We start from the raw sequence: 15,432 nt of genomic DNA, 5'->3' as shown, positions 1-15,432 counted from the left end.
AATCGCTTTTTTTGTTTTTGTATCACTAAAAAATATGATATAATATATGATATAATATATTATATAATATATTTAGTGAAAGAGAGGTGAGACAAATGGACATGACGTTAACAGCCAAAATCAAAATTTACCCAACAGCGGAACAAGCAGAAGTATTGAAAGCCACCCTTTCCGCTTATCGACAAGCGTGCAACGCTGTATCTGTTGTGATTTTTGACACAAAAGTGCTTGCACAAGCCAAGTTACACGACATGACCTATCGTCTACTTCGATCAAACTACGCTTTGCGTTCGCAAATGGCACAATCTGTAATCAAGACGGTTATCGCTAGATATCGTTCCCTAAAAAGCAATGGTCACGAATGGACATTGGTTCGCTTTAAAAAGCCTGAATATGATCTCGTTTGGAATCGAGATTACTCCATTGTTCAAGGGTTATTTTCTGTCAATACACTAGAAGGACGAATCAAAGTGCCATTCGAACCAAAAGGCATGGAACAATATTTTGATGGCTCATGGACGTTTGGCACAGCCAAACTCGTCTATAAGCATAACAAATTCTTTTTGCACATTCCCATGACTAAAACAATTCCGACCGTAGATGAACACAACATTCGCCAAGTGGTCGGTGTCGATGTAGGGGTTAACTTTCTTGCAGCAGCTTATGATTCGCAAGGGAAAACTACCTTTTTTAACGGACGAAAAATCAAGCATATGCGGGCGAAGTACAAACGAATGCGAAAAACCCTCCAGCAAAAAGGGACGGCTTCTGCGCGTCGGAAGTTGAAAACAATCGGACAACGAGAAAACCGTTGGATGACGGATGTGAACCATGCTGTCACGAAGGCACTCGTTCGTCAATATGGAGAACGTACCCTTTTTGTATTAGAAGATTTAACAGGCATTCGTGAAAAAACAGAACGTGTATGGATCCATGACCGATATGAAACTGTATCGTGGGCTTTCTATCAGTTCCGTCAAATGTTAGAGTATAAGGCACGTTTGCATGGGTCAAAAGTGATGGTGGTTGCTCCGCATTACACCTCTTTGACATGTCCAAAGTGCGGGCATACGGAAAAAGCCAATCGAAACAAGCGTACACACACCTTTTGTTGCCGAACATGCGGATACACCTCAAACGATGACCGCATTGGTGCCATGAACCTTCAACGAAAAGGAATAGAGTACATCGTTGAAGGAACGACACAGGCATGACCTGCGTCGTTGGGCAGTTGTCAACCTGCCCCTGATGCAACCCCAAGTCAAGGAAGGAGGACGAAGTCCGCTCGCACTTCTGGGGAGTTGCAAGCCCCCACTTCAAGCGTTAGCGAAGTGGGGGTAGTTGACCGTTTCTTCCGGAGTGAGCGGTTCGCCGTTGTGGACTTTTTCTTCAATGGCATGGAAAATCGCATCGCCGTTGAATTCGCCAAGCAGCACCGCTTTGGATGAAAGAAACACATCGCCGGCGTCAAGCTGTTCGCGGGCGCTCGTGACATCGCTTGTGTAGATGACCACAATGCGAATTGGGCGTATTCGTTTTTCCTGTTGATAGTATGTGTGAAGGATGCGGCAGGCATAACCGAGATACTTCAAATGGTTGTCGAGAAACCGTTCGTTGCTTTCGTACTCCAGAAGCAAAATGGAATCGTCTTCGAGAAGAAACACAGTGTCGGCGCGTCGTTCGTCCGCCCGAACAGACGGAAATTCGGTTGGCAGCACTGCTTTAATCCGCGGGAGTCCGTGAAGTCCGTATACATCGAGGGCTTGGTTTTGGTACAATGCGCTGAGTGATTTGAACAAAATGTCTTTGGCGTGATGCGAGATCCCGCCTGGCATCATCTCCACTCCATTCGCTTTTTATCTCAATTATACTACTTGCCCGATCGGTTGTCAGCTGCCATCGCGGGAGGAAACACGTTGTTCGTTCGGTGAGAGTGAAGGGCATCTTCTCGAAAATGGAAGGTTCCTCTAGCAGGTAAAACGCTCCTTCATCTATTGACTCTCGGCAGAACAGACGGATGACACTGTTTTGCCTTCACGGCCGAATAAACACCTCCGTTCCGTTCGGGACGATGGAGGCGAGTTCGAGCACGTCTTTGTTATGCATGCGGATGCACCCTCTCGATACGTATTTGCCGATGGAGGACGGGTCGTTTGTGCCGTGGATGCCGTAATGGAGTTTGGATAAGCTTAACCACATCGCGCCGAACGGCCCGCCTGGGTTCGGCTGGCGGTTGACGATGACAAAGTCGCCGACGGGGTGGCGGTGACCATTTTGCCGACGCCGACGGGATACGTGCGGATCGTCCGCCCTCGGTGTTTTAACGTCAGCTGGCGGCGGCTAATCGAGATGTGGATCGTGTACGGAATCGAACCTTTCGGCGGAAGGTGGGGGATGACGATCCCTTGTCCAGGGAAGATGACGGACGCGGCGGTCAGCCCATTGGCGCGAAGGAGCGCCTCAACAGATGTGCGGTAGTCGCGGGCGATGGAAGCGATCGTTTCCCCGCGTTTGACGATATGTTTGTACATGGCAGTTCGCTCCTTTTTTCGCTGGATGGAGAAAACAGCTCCGATTGATGATACATTAGTGTATGAGAAGATTCGGATGAGGTTGCTCCAATAGGAAGAGAGGTCTCATGCGCATGGCATGGGAATACGGTGCGGCTGCCAGTCGCATGAACGTGCTGTGCGTTAGTCTATACTTGACAGGGAGCGCTGCCTAACGGGTGTTTCTTGTCAAAACGTGTAGGGGGAAAAGAAGTGATTTTGTCGAAACATATTTTTCGGACACCCCTGAGAGGCCGCAAAGTCTTGATAGATCAACATTTCTAGGGGGAGGATGGCGCGAATGAGAACGTTTGTCCTAAAACCAGAAGGAAGGACAGAAGGTTGATGATGAGCTCTATGCCGAGCTCTCCCCTGTCCCGCTTGAGAACATGGACGGCGATCTCTTTTTTTGCAAAAGAGGAGCGGGAAAACTTGCTTAAGCTGTTGATATACAATGTCGGCATGAATCGGACGCTTGAGATCATCGAGGAATGGAAGGAGAGTTGAAAGCGGCGCCCAGTCGATATTGGGGCCGCATTGATGTTGGGGGTTACGGACGGTAAGGGAACAAAATGCGCTTTCCCCCTTTTTCTGTGGCGACGAAGACGTCTTGGTGGATCTCGAACACGCCAAAGACGCTATGGAACGTCTGAATGACGCGGACGCGATACACATCGTGAAGCGGTTTGTCCTTATCAGACATCGACCATGACGACAGGTTTTCCACCTCATCGATGCGGTAGTCGAACGTCTCGACGCCGAAGTCTTGCATAAAGACGTGGGCGCGGCGCTGGATGTAGACGTCTTTTGGGAATTTTTTTTTCATGAGCGGGTGAAACAGCTCCCAAGAGCTGCCAAAATCCCCTGCCTGTTCATAACGGTAAAACGTGTCCACGATTTCCTTCGCCTCGTTTCGTTCGTTCGAAAGAAACAGGGACAAGATCGCCACCAGCACGGCGGCGGCGGTGAGAACCGCCACCCCAGTCCTGGCTCGGATCGTTTTTTGGCGGTAGCGTGGGAACATGGGGTCTCCTCTCCTCTCTGTTATACCATATGCACGATGGACGGCCGATATGGGCGGAGAAAGGAAGAGCGCTCGATCATGCCGGTGCTTTTTTAGTCAAAAAATCGGCTGCGGCGTAGTAAAATAGATGGCAGAAGCCGTTGGCGGCGGAAGTGAAATCATTCGTTCTATGTGGAAACGGGTGGAAAAGCGGAGCGTCCATCGGCTCCGTTTTTCCTTTGTCGTTTCGGTGAAATATGGAACAGGCAGGAGAGGTAGAGAAAGATGAGGAAGTCATTTACGTATGTGCTGTTAGTGGGGATTATGGTGGCGTGGGGATTGAATGTGACGGCGTTGAAAATTTTGGTTGAGCATTTTTCGCCCGTCGCGTTGACAGCGCTGCGCATTCTAACGGCCGGGTTGGTCGTGCTTTTGTTTTTATGGGGGATCGGCAAGCTGGAACGAGTCAGTTGGAAGGAGGCGAAACAGATCGGCGTGGCCGCCTTGTTCAGCGTCGTGGCCCATCACTTCTTTTTAGCGTTGGGAATTGCGAGGACGACAGCGGTGAATGCGGGGCTTGTGCTGGGGCTTGTGCCGCTTGTGACGGCGCTGTTGGCGATCGTGTTTTTGGGGCAGCGGCCGACGTTGTTTCGTTTGCTTGGCATCGCGCTCGGGTTTTTTGGCGTCGTGTTTGTCGTGGCGAGCGGCAACGGCGGCCTCGGCCATTTGTCCATTGGGGATGTGTACATCTTTTTGGCCGTCTTGGCGCAAGGGATTAGCTTCATTATGATCAAAAAAGCGACGGTCGAGGCGCGGTTGATGACCGGGTGGATGTTGGTCTTCGGGTCGCTTTGGCTGTTTGTCTTAAGCCTCGTGCTGGAACCAGGCGGCCTATCGAGTTTGAAAGAGGGCACGCTTCCGCTTTGGATGATTTTCCTTGCTTCGGCGGTCGTGGCCACAGCGCTCGGTCATATGTTTTACAACCAAGCTGTGCAGCACCTCGGGCCCGCGGAGTCGGCGGTGTTCATCAATCTCAATCCGTTTTTTTCGCTTCTTGGGGCGCATTGGCTGCTGGGCGAGCCGATTTCGCCGATGCAGCTGGCTGGTTTTCTTTTCATCGTCGTGGGCGTGTTGTTCGGCAGCGGAGGGATGGATGATGTGGTCGCCCGTTTCCGCCGGGCGAAAGTGGCGGCTGGGGGAAGGAAGGTGGGGATGTAGCCGCCTTGGCATCCCCCGCTTTTCGGCCTTGCGTGCAAGTGGCGGAACATTTATAGTTCCAGGAATAAGGGATTCACATTGCGGTTGGCGTCTTGGCTGTCTCTTCTCGAAAAGGGACAGCCATTTTTGTGCCATCGGCAGGATTTTGCTTGATGGTGTCGAAAAGTTGATGGGCTTTTTTGAAACGTATGTGAAGCTGTCCGATGAAGAAGAACAACAGCTCCGAAGCGAGGTGGAACAAATGGAGACGAAAGAAAAAGAACGCGTGCTGGAATTGATCATTTCGTACGAGCAAAAGGGGAAAATCGAAGGGCGGGAGGAAGGACGGGAGGAAGGGCGCAAAGAGGGAGCGGAACAAGAAAAACGGGACATTGCGAAACGGATGTTGATGAAAGGGTTTGATGCGCAGACGATTCACGAACTGACCGGATTGCCTGTGGCGGAGATTGGGGAAATGAGGCGGCTTCAAGTGAATGGAAATGAACCGCCGCACGCCGCCCATAAAACAGGCGGGGCAAAAGGCCAGCCCCGCCCTAGCGCTTCTGGTTCGCTGCGGTTGATTCCCGTTTGATCAGTTTGGTCGACAATAGCACCTCTTGAAATGGTTCGTTCGGGTTGTCCCACCGCCATCGCAACAATTCCACCGCTCGTTTGCCGTAGCGCTTCAGGTCGATGTCGACGGTCGTGATTTTCGGCGTCGCGATTTGCGACAGCTGCCCGTTGTCAAAGCTGCAGACGGAAACGTCATCGGGCACGTTGAGTCCGTATCGCTGCAGGCCGGTGCTGACGAAAAAGCCAAGCCCGTCATTGACGCAAAACCAGGCGGTCGGCTGCCGCTTCAGATCGCGGATGTAGCCTGCGATGACCGTTTCGTCCTCTTGCGCCTGGCAGAACATCCACTCCTCGTTCGGCTTCACTCCATAGTCTTTCAGCGCCAATAAGTACCCTTCATACCGCTCTTGATAGCTCGGCGAATAGTGGACGTCGCCGACAAACGCGATGTCGGTATGGTGGAGCTCCAACAAATGCTGGACGGCCACATACGCCCCGAACCGATTGTTGGTCAGCACCGCATCGGCTTGGATGTTCGGATGGTGGTGATCGACCAGAACGGTCGGGATGCCCGTTTTGACGATTTGTTGGATGTACTCGGTGCTGATGTGGGAAAGAACGATGACGCCGTCGACTTGTTTTTCCTCGATGAACGAAGGCAACAGAAGCCGTTCTTTTTGTTCGTTGTTCACCGATTGGATGTGCAGCTTCATGCCGTGTGACAGCGCTTCCTGTTCAATGCTTAAGTAGATTTCGCCAAAAAATTTCAGCGAAAACGTGCGGTCGGAGGCGATGAGGGCGATTTGCTTCGGCGGTTTGCCGCGCGACTTGGCGCGGGAGGCGGGATATTCATACCCCATTTCTTTGGCCGTGCGCTTTACAAGCTCCCTCGTTTCTTCGCTCACCCCTTCTTTGCCGCGCAGCGCTTGCGAGACCGAGTTTTTGGAAATGTTCAGTCGATCGGCGATGTCTTGCATGGTGACGCGTTTTTTCATTCGCTACCTCCACTTTTCGCGATTTTTGTCCCCCTATGTGAGGGGCGATCAGGATGGCGGTTTTTTGCTTTTCATGATTCAAGTATACATCGAAATCTTGAAGGCTGGCTCCGCTTTCACCGCGTTTCTCTAGTTCAAGTATATCCTTTGTGAAAACGAAAGCCATTTACTCCATCGGAACCGATATATACGGAATGAAATTGTAACGTTACAAATATTGTTTGTCAAGTTGATGAGTTGTGTCTAAAAGCCTAGTGAAAAACAGAGCGTCGTGCGCAAATCCGCGACGTTGGATCAGAATCGCAAGTCTGTTCGACAAGGTTTATCTCATTGAACATAAGCGGGGTCATCAGCCTTTTTCATGAAATCACCAGCTTTCTAAACTCGAGGCTTTTTCGTGTCTTTTTGTAAAAAGAGTTGACTATTTCGTTGAATCATGAAATAATGTCATTGTAATGTTATAAAATACAGTTACAAATGTTTTCTTTTAGTTGACAATTCCGTTCGTCTCCATGATTGATCATGGGGAGGAGAGGAGTTGTTCGAAGCGGTTGTTTATGTAAGCGTTTTTACATCAAATACAAAGGGGGAATGGGCGATGAAAAAACGCAAGTGGTTCAAATTGGCCCTGTTGTTGCTTGCCGCTGCGGTGGCGGGGACAGGTTGCCAAGGACAGACAGGCAAGGAACAAGAGCAGAAGAAGGAAGGATCAACCGTACAAATTGAGTTTTGGGCGGCGCCGAACCCGACGCAGCAAGCATTTTGGAAGAAGATGGCCGACCGTTACATGCAAGAGCATAAAGATGTGAAAATCAAAGTATCGCCGATGCCGGAAAGCCCTTCTTCGGAGGCGGGCATTCAGTCGGCGATTGCCGCGGGGAACGCGCCGGTCATTTCCGAAAACATCTCCCGCGGGTTTGCCGCGCAGCTTTCGGACAGCCGGGCGATTGTGCCGCTCGATCAATTTGAAGGGTTTGACGATTTAATCGCCAAGCGGCAGATGAAAAGCACGATTTCAACATGGAAATTTGCCGATGGCCATCAATATGTGCTGCCGATTTACTCCAACGCCATGCTGTTCGGTTGGCGAATCGATATTTTGAAAGAGTTGGGGTATAACGCTCCGCCGAAGACGTACAGCGAAGTCCTTGAGGTCGGCAAAAAGCTGAAAGAGAAATATCCGAACAAGTTTCTATGGGCGAGAGCCGATTTAGTTAAACCGACGTGGTGGGCGAGATGGTTTGACTTCTTCATGATTTACAATGCGGCGTCGAATGGGACGCATTTCATCGATGGAAACAAGTTGAGCGCGGATCGTGACGCGGGTGTGAAGACGCTCCAGTTCTTCGCTGATTTAAGCAAAAATCAGCTCGTGTTGACGAAAGAGACGAAAGACCCGTTTGAAAGCGGTACATCCGTGATGTCTGATTTAGGGCCGTGGACGTTCCCGTATTGGGCCGAGAAGTTTCCGGAAATGAAGTTTAACGAGAAGTATGTGTTGTCGATGCCGCCTTTGCCGGATGGCATGGACCCGTCGCAGGCGAAAACGTTCGCCGATACAAAAGGGCTGGTCATTTACGCTTCGGCGACGAAAGAACAGCAACAAGCCGCGTTCGATTTCGTCAAATGGGTGTATTCCGATCCGCAAAACGATTTGGAATGGTTGAAAGAAACGAACTTGCCGCCGGCGCGGGACGACTTGTCGACGAACGAGGCGTTTGTCTCCTATTTTGAACAAAATCCGCAGCTGAAACTGTATGCGGAAAACATTCCGAACGCCATCCCGCCGATGGACAACGCCAAAATGGTTGAGCTTCAAGAGCTGATCGGCAAAGAGGCGTTGAATCCGGTCGTCAAAGGCGAGAAAACCCCAGAAAAAGCGTGGGAGGACATGGAAAAGGCGATCCATGGGGTGTTAAAATAACATGAATAAACATGCGGCAAAAGTGGGTTGGCTGCTCGCCAGCCCATACCTTATCTATTCGGCTGTTTTCTTTTTGATCCCCCTGTTTTGGGCGTTATATCTCGCTTTTACGAATTGGAATTTAATTTCTCCCGAATATGAGACGGTGGGAATGCAAAACTTCCTTGACGCCTTCTCGAGTCCGAGCGTGCGGGCGGCGTTTTGGGTGACGTATAAGTTTATGTTGATGTTTGTGCCGATCGTCATCGCCGGCTCGCTGTTTTTGGCGCTGATTCTTCACCATCTGCCTCGGTGGAAAGGATTGTTTGCCGTCGGATATTTTCTCCCGTATTTGGCATCGGGAGTGGCGTCGTCGATTGTCGTCAAAGGGGTCATTTCCTACAACAGCCCTCTGAATCAATTTTTGCGGGATGCGTTTGGCTTGGATGTGGATTGGCTCGGCTCGCCCATCTTAGCCCCGCTCGTCATTGCGCTCATGATGGCGTGGAAGTTTGTCGGATATTATGCGCTGCTGTTTTTGTCCGGCTTGGAAAGCATCCCGAAAGAAGTGTATGAAGCAGCGGAAATGGACGGGGCGGTCGGCTGGAAGCGGGTTTGGCACGTGACGATTCCGATGCTGTACCCTTCGTTTTATACCGTGACGATTTTGGCGGTCGGCCTGATGTTTGGCATTTTCACCGAACCGTATGTGCTGACGGGCGGCGGGCCGGAGTATGCGACCCATACGTGGCAGCTTGAGATTTACAACCAAGCGTTTGAAAAATTGAATGCGGGGTATGGAACAGCAGTTGCGATCATCAATTCGATCGTCACCTTTGCGTCGATTTTCGTCTTTCGCAAGGTGTTGGAAAAATGGGGTGGCAAACATGGCTGGGAGTAAAACATGGAAGGTCGGACTGCTTTATGTTTTGGCGTTTGCCGTTTTGTTCGTCATGGTGTTTCCGTATTTGTATATGGTATTAGGCTCTCTTGCCCCATGGGATGAAGTCGACCGAAAGCTCATCCCGTCGTCATTGACGCTTCGCTCGTATGAATGGCTGTTTCAAGGCGGCGAAGATGTCGTGCCGCGGCCGTGGCTTCGGGCGTTTTTCAATAGTTTGCTCGTCACGTCAGCGTCAACGCTGCTCATGCTTGTGACGGCGGTGATGGTTGGCTATGCGCTGTCGAAAGTGAAGTTTAAAGGGAGGCAATGGGTCAACAACGCGATTTTGTTTCAAATGTTTTATCCGTCGATCATTTTGTTGATTCCGCTGTTTTTGATCGTTCGCTATTTCGGCTGGTACAACACGTATTGGGCGATGATCGTGCCGAAGGCGGTCAACTTGTGGGCGATCTTTATGTACACGAACTTTTTCCGCAGCATTCCCGATGAATTGATTGAAGCGGCAAAGATGGATGGAGCGGGCCATTTCACCATCATTCGCCGCATTGTTTGGCCGATGTCGCGCTCGATTACGACGATTATTTTCTTGTTCCTCTTTATGGAGCGTTGGGTCGAGTTGCTCTGGGATATGCTTGTCGTGAACAATGAAAAGATGTTGACGTTAAACGTATTGTTGGCGCAAATGTTTGGGCCGTACGGCGGATATCCGGGGCCGATGTACGCCGCTTCGGTGCTTCTCACGCTGCCGATTTTGATTTTGTTCCTTTTGTTTAGCAGGAATTTTAAAGAAGGCATGCAGTTCATATTAAAATAATAAAAACATCATAATCGGAAGAGGGAGCAGGGAGAGACGTGATGCAGACAAGGACGCCGACCATGAAGACTTGCAAGACACTGCTTGAGGAATTTCAGCGTGCACCGCAGCCGCTCAAGGCTGAGAAGCTCGTGTTTGCCGGTGTCGGTGAGCGGGATGTGTACAACATTTCCGCGCCGTTTGAAGACGATGGCGAGTGGGTCATTGCCGGACGGGTGGAGGCACGAGACAGCGAGCAATCCGAAGTCTACTTTTTCGTCGAGCGTGAAGGGGCATGGGTGCCGCGGGAAGGGGCGCCGGTGTTTGCGCTGCAGGATCCGTTTGTTTCGCGGGTGCACGGACATCTCGTGTTTGGCGGCGTGGAGACGTTTCCGCATCCCGTGCTTCACGGGAAGTTGTATTGGCGGACGGTGTTATACCGCGGAAACACGATCAAGGAATTGGCGCATTTCTTCACCGGTCCCGACGGGATGAAGGACATTCGCCTTGTCGAGCTGCGGGATGGGTCAGTTGGGGTCTTCACCCGTCCGCAAGGGGAAAAAGGCGGACGCGGAAAAATCGGCTTCACCCGCATCGGTGCGCTCGATGAGTTGACGGTGGAGGCGATTGAGAAGGCTCCGCTCATTGACGGCCAATTTTCGGATGAAGAATGGGGCGGCGCCAATGAGGTGCATTTGCTTGGCAATGGGCTCGTCGGCGTCTTGGGCCATATCGCTTGTTTCGATCAGGAGCGGAACCGCCACTATTATCCGATGGTGTTTGCGTTCAATCCGGATACGGGGGAAGCGTCGGACATGGAGTTGATCGCCACAAGAGCCCATTTCCTCGATGGCCCGGCGAAGCGTCCAGATTTGGCGGATGTCGTGTTTAGCGGCGGACTGATTCGCAAAGGGGACGGCACGGCCGATTTTTACGCTGGAACAAGTGACGCAGAAGCGCAAAAACTCACGATCGTGGATCCATTTACGAAATACGAAAGGCAGGGGTGACGATGCACCTTTACCGCTACGAAGAAAACCCGCTCATTACGCCGGAAGATGTGCCGCCGCATCACGACGGGTTTGAAGTGATCGGGGCGTTTAACGCTGGGGTGGCGAGGTTTCAAGGGGACGTGTTGCTGGTGCTTCGGGTGGCGGAGCGTCCCGTGTCGGATGACCCGAACATCGTGAAAGCGCCGGTATGGAATCCAAAGACGGGGAAGGTCGATGTTTACGAATTTCGCAAAGACGACCCGCGCTATGATTTTTCCGACCCGCGGGTGATCAGAGAGGCGGGGGCGGAGCGGTTCGCTTACTTGACGTCGCTTTCGTATTTGCGCCTTGCCCGAAGTCGGGACGGGCGGCGGTTTGTGATCGACGACCGCCCGTTCGTCTATCCATCGAATGAGCTCGAGACGTTCGGCATTGAAGATCCGCGCATTACGTACATTGACGGCACGTATTACATTTATTTCAGCGCCGTGTCGCCGAAAGGAGTCGGCGAGGCGATGGTGTCGACGAAAGACTTTCAGACGGTGACGCACCACGGCATGATTTTCGCGCCGGAAAACAAAGATGTGCTCATTTTTCCGGAGAAGATCAACGGCAAGTATTACGCCCTCCATCGCCCGGTGCCGAGAAGCAACGGCCGCCCTGAGGTGTGGATCGCGGAGTCGGAGAATCTGCTTCATTGGGGGAATCACCGCTTTTTGTTCGGTCTGCGCGAAGGAAAGTGGGACAGCGCCCGCATCGGCGGCGGGGCGGTGCCGATCAAAACGGAGCGAGGCTGGCTCGAGTTGTACCACGGTGCGTCGGATGACCACCGCTATTGCATGGGGGCGGTGCTGCTCGATTTGAACGACCCATCCAAAGTTCTCGCCCGCTCGGAGCGGCCGCTTGTTGAGCCGGAAGCGGACTATGAGGTGAATGGCTTTTTCGGCCGCGTCGTGTTCTCATGCGGGGCGCTTGTGGACGGTGATATTGTGAAAATGTATTACGGCGCCGCCGATACGTCGATGGCGTGCGTGGAGCTGAAGCTGGGTGAGATTTTGGATTCGCTTGTGAAAGTATGAAAGGGAAGTGGTCCGCACATTGCGGTGTAAGAACGGAAACGCCTGCCCGAGTTCGACAGTGACTAGGCAAACAAAATGCCTCTCGCCCCTTGATGCAAAAGGGACGAGAGACATTTGGGCACACTTCGGGCGTGTATCTAGGCGCGAGGATGGATGCCTAGGATCTTCGGAGGAGGCTCCAGCCCTAGAGCCGTAAAGAGTTGCGCTTGTTTGGCCGTCAGCTCGGTTCGTTGATAAAGGTCGCCGTTTTTGGAAGAAAAATGTCCAAGCATAAGACGCTCACATTCATCCCTTACTTTCGGCCACGATTCATGAGTCCGGATCTCTACGATCCGAACTAACAAGAGAGCCAGCCAACTGAGCAGCACATGCGCCCGGATGCGGTCTTCCAAGCGATGATACATGGGACGCAGCTCAAGTGTCGATTTCAACGTCCGAAAGGCCTGCTCGATATCCACCAGCTGCTTATACCCGATGGCGACATCTTCCGCAGACAAGGTATCGTCGGATGTTCGGATGAGATATTTGCCGTCATACTTTTCCGCTTCACGAACCGCCTGCTTGTCGATGCGAAGCGTTCCATCCTTCAACTGGCGCAAGTATTTTCCGTAGGACGGATGGGAACGCAGCCGGCAGGTGGCCTTATGATGAGCTTCATTGGGGAGTTGGCGAAGCCCCTCCAACTCCTCTTTCAGCGATTCGAGCAGCGTTTCCCGTTCCTTGCGTTGGCGTTCGGCTTCGCTGGGATTGTACACGAGAACATAGCGCTGACGCGCTTCTCCGTCGCCCACGATGATTTCTTTGATATGCAAGTTCTCGCGAACTTGTTGGTAGCGCCCGCGACGGCTTAGGGCCTCTTCGACGGCGGCTTTGCCGGATCGCATTTTTTCGCCGACAATATAGTGTCCCCCGGCCTGTTGCAAGATTCGCAAATTCTCTTCAGAGGAAAAGCCGCGGTCCATGACGCTGATCACACGTCCAAGCTTCCAGCCAATCAAGTCTTGTTTCACCTGTTTGATGACCGTCATGTCCATGGTATTGCCAGGCCATACCCAAGCGCGAATCGGGATTCCTTCCCGGGTGACAGCCAGCCCAATGACGATTTGAACCAAATCAGGACGCTTATCTTTGGAAAACCCCTGCTTTCGAAGCGATTCTCCTTCCGGTGTTTCAGAGGGATCCACTTCGAAGTACGACGAAGTCGTATCAAAGTAAATCAAATCGACTTCCAGGTTCAATAAATCGGCCACGGCATGGAACACTTGGCGTTCCAATTCCGGCTGCACAGCCAGCAGCTCATCCATCGCCCGGTATAACTGGTGGCTGGCGACTTGGGGAAGATGAGGGATATGCACGTCCTTCTCCACCCACTCCTCCATCGCCAACTTGCTTGACGGATGAAGGGCACGATTCGCCACCATGGCAAAAATGAGCCGTTCCAACGGAATCTGATGATGTCGGGAGGCAAACAAGGAGTGGAGAATCTCTCCCAATCCCAGTTGTCTCCAGAGCTGATCCAAAAGCCAAGCGCCACCAAGGCGTTTGCTTGATTGAAACTGAAAGTCATCCGACACTTCTCCTGTCAACGTCTCGATTTCCCAAGCCTGCTCAGGAGAAAGGAATCGCGAAATGCTTTTGGCCAGACGCTCCAAGACAGCGCGATCCACCTCGTCTTCGCGCCCAAACGAATAAATCACCTTCGCTTTCGCATATTTGGCCTTCGGATCCCATTCGTTGTGAGCAAGCTGAAGATATGCAACAGTCGTTCCATCTTTGTTTTTGCGTGTGACTCTCCGTATGTACATGCCTATATTATAAACGATATTCGGCTATTTTAAAAGGTTAAATCATCAAGTCGTGTGCCTATGAAATTCAGCGTTTTTTTCTAGGATCCGCATCGTGAAATCCTTGATATTACAGCATTTTAACCATTTTCATTTGCCTAAAATGGCCTCAAAACTGTCGAACTCGGGGCCTGGATGGCCGGGCGTTTCTTTTTTGGTTTGCCGCGAACATACCGTGAGTGCAGGTGAGAGAGCGTTCAACGCTCATTGCGTCGCTTCGTTTTCTTTTTCGTTCAACAGAATTTGGTATAATAAAAACAACGGGGCTCTTCACCACAACATGTACTTGACAAGCAATACGGTTTCCTGCCCAAAGATGTGCAAAAATCACTGATTTGTTGATTTTCCCTCACAAGCGTAAATAGAGTATGTTCAGAAAAAATCAAGTACAACTTTTGGTGAAGAGCCAACAACGGCGATTCATCGGTCAGGCCGCGCAGAATAGCCTGCAGGTGAGTCACGAAAACCAATGGCCATGAGTGGCAAGAATAGAGGATTATAAGATCGAGGAGGAACCATCGGAGATGAAAAAAGTGCGCAAAGCGATCATTCCGGCGGCCGGGCTTGGGACGCGGTTTTTGCCGGCGACGAAGGCAATGCCGAAGGAGATGCTTCCGATCGTTGATAAGCCGACGATTCAATATATTGTCGAAGAAGCCATCGCCTCAGGCATTGAGGACATCATCATCGTCACCGGGAAAGGGAAGCGGGCGATTGAGGATCATTTTGACTACGCGTTTGAGCTGGAACAGATGCTCAAGCAAAAAGGGAAGCTGGATCTGCTTGAGAAAGTGAAAGAGCCGTCGAAGGTTGACATCCACTACATTCGCCAAAAAGAGCCGAAAGGGCTGGGGCATGCGGTTTGGTGCGCGCGCAATTTCATTGGAGACGAGCCGTTTGCGGTGTTGTTGGGCGATGATATCGTCCAGGCGGAAAAGCCTTGTTTAAAGCAGCTCATTGAGCAGTATGAACAAACGTTCAGCTCGGTGATCGGCGTCAAGCGCGTGCCGGAGGAAGAAACGCATCGCTACGGGATCATCGACCCGCTCGAGCAACAGGGGCGGCGCTACCAAGTGCGGCGTTTTGTCGAAAAGCCAGCTCCAGGAACGGCGCCGTCGAACCTCGCGATCGTCGGGCGGTATGTGTTGACGCCGGAAATTTTCTTGTTTTTGGAGAAACAAGAAGCCGGGGCAGGCGGGGAGATTCAGCTCACCGATGCAATCGGGCGGCTGAATGAAATTCAGCGCGTGTTTGCCTATGAATTTGAAGGAAAACGGTACGATGTCGGCGAAAAGCTCGGCTTTATCGAAACGACGATTGAGTTTGCCTTGCAAAACGAGGAGCTGCGGGATGACTTGCTTTCGTTTTTGGAGCGGGTGGTGGCAGAGGAGAAAGGATCGAAGAACAGCTAATTCAACCATCAAGTCGTTCGCATTGGCATGTTTTGCATGACAGCTTGTCGTTTTTCAGGGATGAAGACAAAAAGGAGCCGTGGCCGCGAAGCGCACCCTAGGTCTGTAAGATATCCACAAAACTGAAAAAGGATGTAAGGGATTTTGTCGAAAAATATTTTTTGGACACCCCTGAGGGGCCGAAAAGC

At 51.6% G+C, this 15,432-nt stretch carries 13 protein-coding genes and 2 pseudogenes; 10 read left to right on the top strand and 5 right to left on the bottom strand.

Features of this window, described 5'->3' with window-relative positions:
* The first annotated feature begins 95 nt into the window (after positions 1-95).
* Positions 96-1,214, top strand: a complete 1,119-nt coding sequence (locus A0V43_RS14155; RefSeq protein ID WP_041470774.1) for an RNA-guided endonuclease InsQ/TnpB family protein — start codon at positions 96-98, stop codon at positions 1,212-1,214.
* A gap of 129 nt (positions 1,215-1,343) precedes the next feature.
* Here A0V43_RS14155 and A0V43_RS14150 read toward each other — a convergent pair.
* Positions 1,344-1,835, bottom strand: a pseudogene (locus A0V43_RS14150) (transcriptional regulator); the annotation flags it as partial.
* A gap of 199 nt (positions 1,836-2,034) precedes the next feature.
* A pseudogene (locus A0V43_RS14145) lies at positions 2,035-2,531 on the bottom strand (L,D-transpeptidase family protein).
* A gap of 360 nt (positions 2,532-2,891) precedes the next feature.
* On the opposite strand from A0V43_RS14145, the gene A0V43_RS14140 reads away from it, so the two are divergent.
* Positions 2,892-3,056, top strand: coding sequence for a hypothetical protein (locus A0V43_RS14140; protein WP_236930837.1), 165 nt, complete (start codon positions 2,892-2,894; stop codon positions 3,054-3,056).
* 43 nt (positions 3,057-3,099) lie between these two features.
* Here the strand turns inward: A0V43_RS14140 and A0V43_RS14135 are convergent, their stop codons facing one another.
* Positions 3,100-3,573 carry a hypothetical protein gene (locus A0V43_RS14135; RefSeq protein WP_063193409.1) on the bottom strand — a complete coding sequence of 158 codons (474 nt, stop codon included), beginning with the start codon at positions 3,571-3,573 and terminating at the stop codon, positions 3,100-3,102.
* Between the two features lie 264 nt (positions 3,574-3,837).
* Between A0V43_RS14135 and A0V43_RS14130 the strand changes: the two genes are divergently transcribed.
* Both A0V43_RS14130 and A0V43_RS14125 read left to right on the top strand, forming a co-directional pair.
* Positions 3,838-4,770: a DMT family transporter gene (locus tag A0V43_RS14130; RefSeq protein ID WP_063193408.1), complete on the top strand. Its 933-nt coding sequence runs from the start codon at positions 3,838-3,840 to the stop codon at positions 4,768-4,770.
* 169 nt (positions 4,771-4,939) lie between these two features.
* Positions 4,940-5,341, top strand: coding sequence for an RpnC/YadD family protein (locus A0V43_RS14125; RefSeq protein ID WP_236930836.1), 402 nt, complete (start codon positions 4,940-4,942; stop codon positions 5,339-5,341).
* On the opposite strand, the gene A0V43_RS14120 is transcribed toward A0V43_RS14125, so the two are convergent.
* Complete coding sequence (locus A0V43_RS14120) at positions 5,304-6,317, bottom strand: substrate-binding domain-containing protein (RefSeq protein WP_063193406.1); 1,014 nt, start codon at positions 6,315-6,317, stop codon at positions 5,304-5,306. The genes A0V43_RS14125 and A0V43_RS14120 overlap by 38 nt on opposite strands.
* Positions 6,318-6,915: 598 nt before the next feature.
* Here A0V43_RS14120 and A0V43_RS14115 point away from each other — a divergent pair.
* Genes A0V43_RS14115 through A0V43_RS14095 form a run of 5 tightly spaced genes read left to right on the top strand, consistent with a single transcriptional unit; the run spans position 6,916 to position 11,988 of the window.
* Positions 6,916-8,241: an extracellular solute-binding protein gene (locus A0V43_RS14115; RefSeq protein ID WP_063193405.1), complete on the top strand. Its 1,326-nt coding sequence runs from the start codon at positions 6,916-6,918 to the stop codon at positions 8,239-8,241.
* 1 nt (position 8,242) lies between these two features.
* Positions 8,243-9,121 (top strand): carbohydrate ABC transporter permease, encoded by an 879-nt coding sequence (locus A0V43_RS14110; protein WP_063193404.1) that lies wholly within the window; start codon positions 8,243-8,245, stop codon positions 9,119-9,121.
* Positions 9,108-9,938: a carbohydrate ABC transporter permease gene (locus A0V43_RS14105; protein ID WP_063193403.1), complete on the top strand. Its 831-nt coding sequence runs from the start codon at positions 9,108-9,110 to the stop codon at positions 9,936-9,938. The genes A0V43_RS14110 and A0V43_RS14105 overlap by 14 nt, the downstream gene beginning before the upstream one ends.
* A 41-nt stretch (positions 9,939-9,979) precedes the next feature.
* Complete coding sequence (locus A0V43_RS14100; RefSeq protein WP_063193402.1) at positions 9,980-10,927, top strand: MTP-1 family protein; 948 nt, start codon at positions 9,980-9,982, stop codon at positions 10,925-10,927.
* 2 nt (positions 10,928-10,929) lie between these two features.
* A complete protein-coding gene (locus tag A0V43_RS14095; protein ID WP_063193401.1) occupies positions 10,930-11,988 on the top strand; it encodes a BtaManbiosPhlase in 1,059 nt (352 codons plus the stop codon).
* A gap of 137 nt (positions 11,989-12,125) precedes the next feature.
* Here A0V43_RS14095 and A0V43_RS14090 read toward each other — a convergent pair whose 3' ends face one another.
* Positions 12,126-13,793 carry an IS1634 family transposase gene (locus tag A0V43_RS14090; protein ID WP_015374097.1) on the bottom strand — a complete coding sequence of 556 codons (1,668 nt, stop codon included), beginning with the start codon at positions 13,791-13,793 and terminating at the stop codon, positions 12,126-12,128.
* A gap of 563 nt (positions 13,794-14,356) precedes the next feature.
* Between A0V43_RS14090 and galU the strand changes: the two genes are divergently transcribed.
* Positions 14,357-15,244, top strand: a complete 888-nt coding sequence (galU, locus tag A0V43_RS14085; RefSeq protein ID WP_063193400.1) for a UTP--glucose-1-phosphate uridylyltransferase GalU — start codon at positions 14,357-14,359, stop codon at positions 15,242-15,244.
* Positions 15,245-15,432 lie beyond the last annotated feature (188 nt).

Origin of the sequence: Geobacillus sp. JS12 (assembly GCF_001592395.1) — a bacterium.
Classification (GTDB): Bacteria; Bacillota; Bacilli; order Bacillales; family Anoxybacillaceae; genus Geobacillus; species Geobacillus zalihae.
The sequence above is the reverse complement of the archived record's forward strand: the minus strand, read 5'-3'. Positions and strand labels throughout refer to the sequence as shown.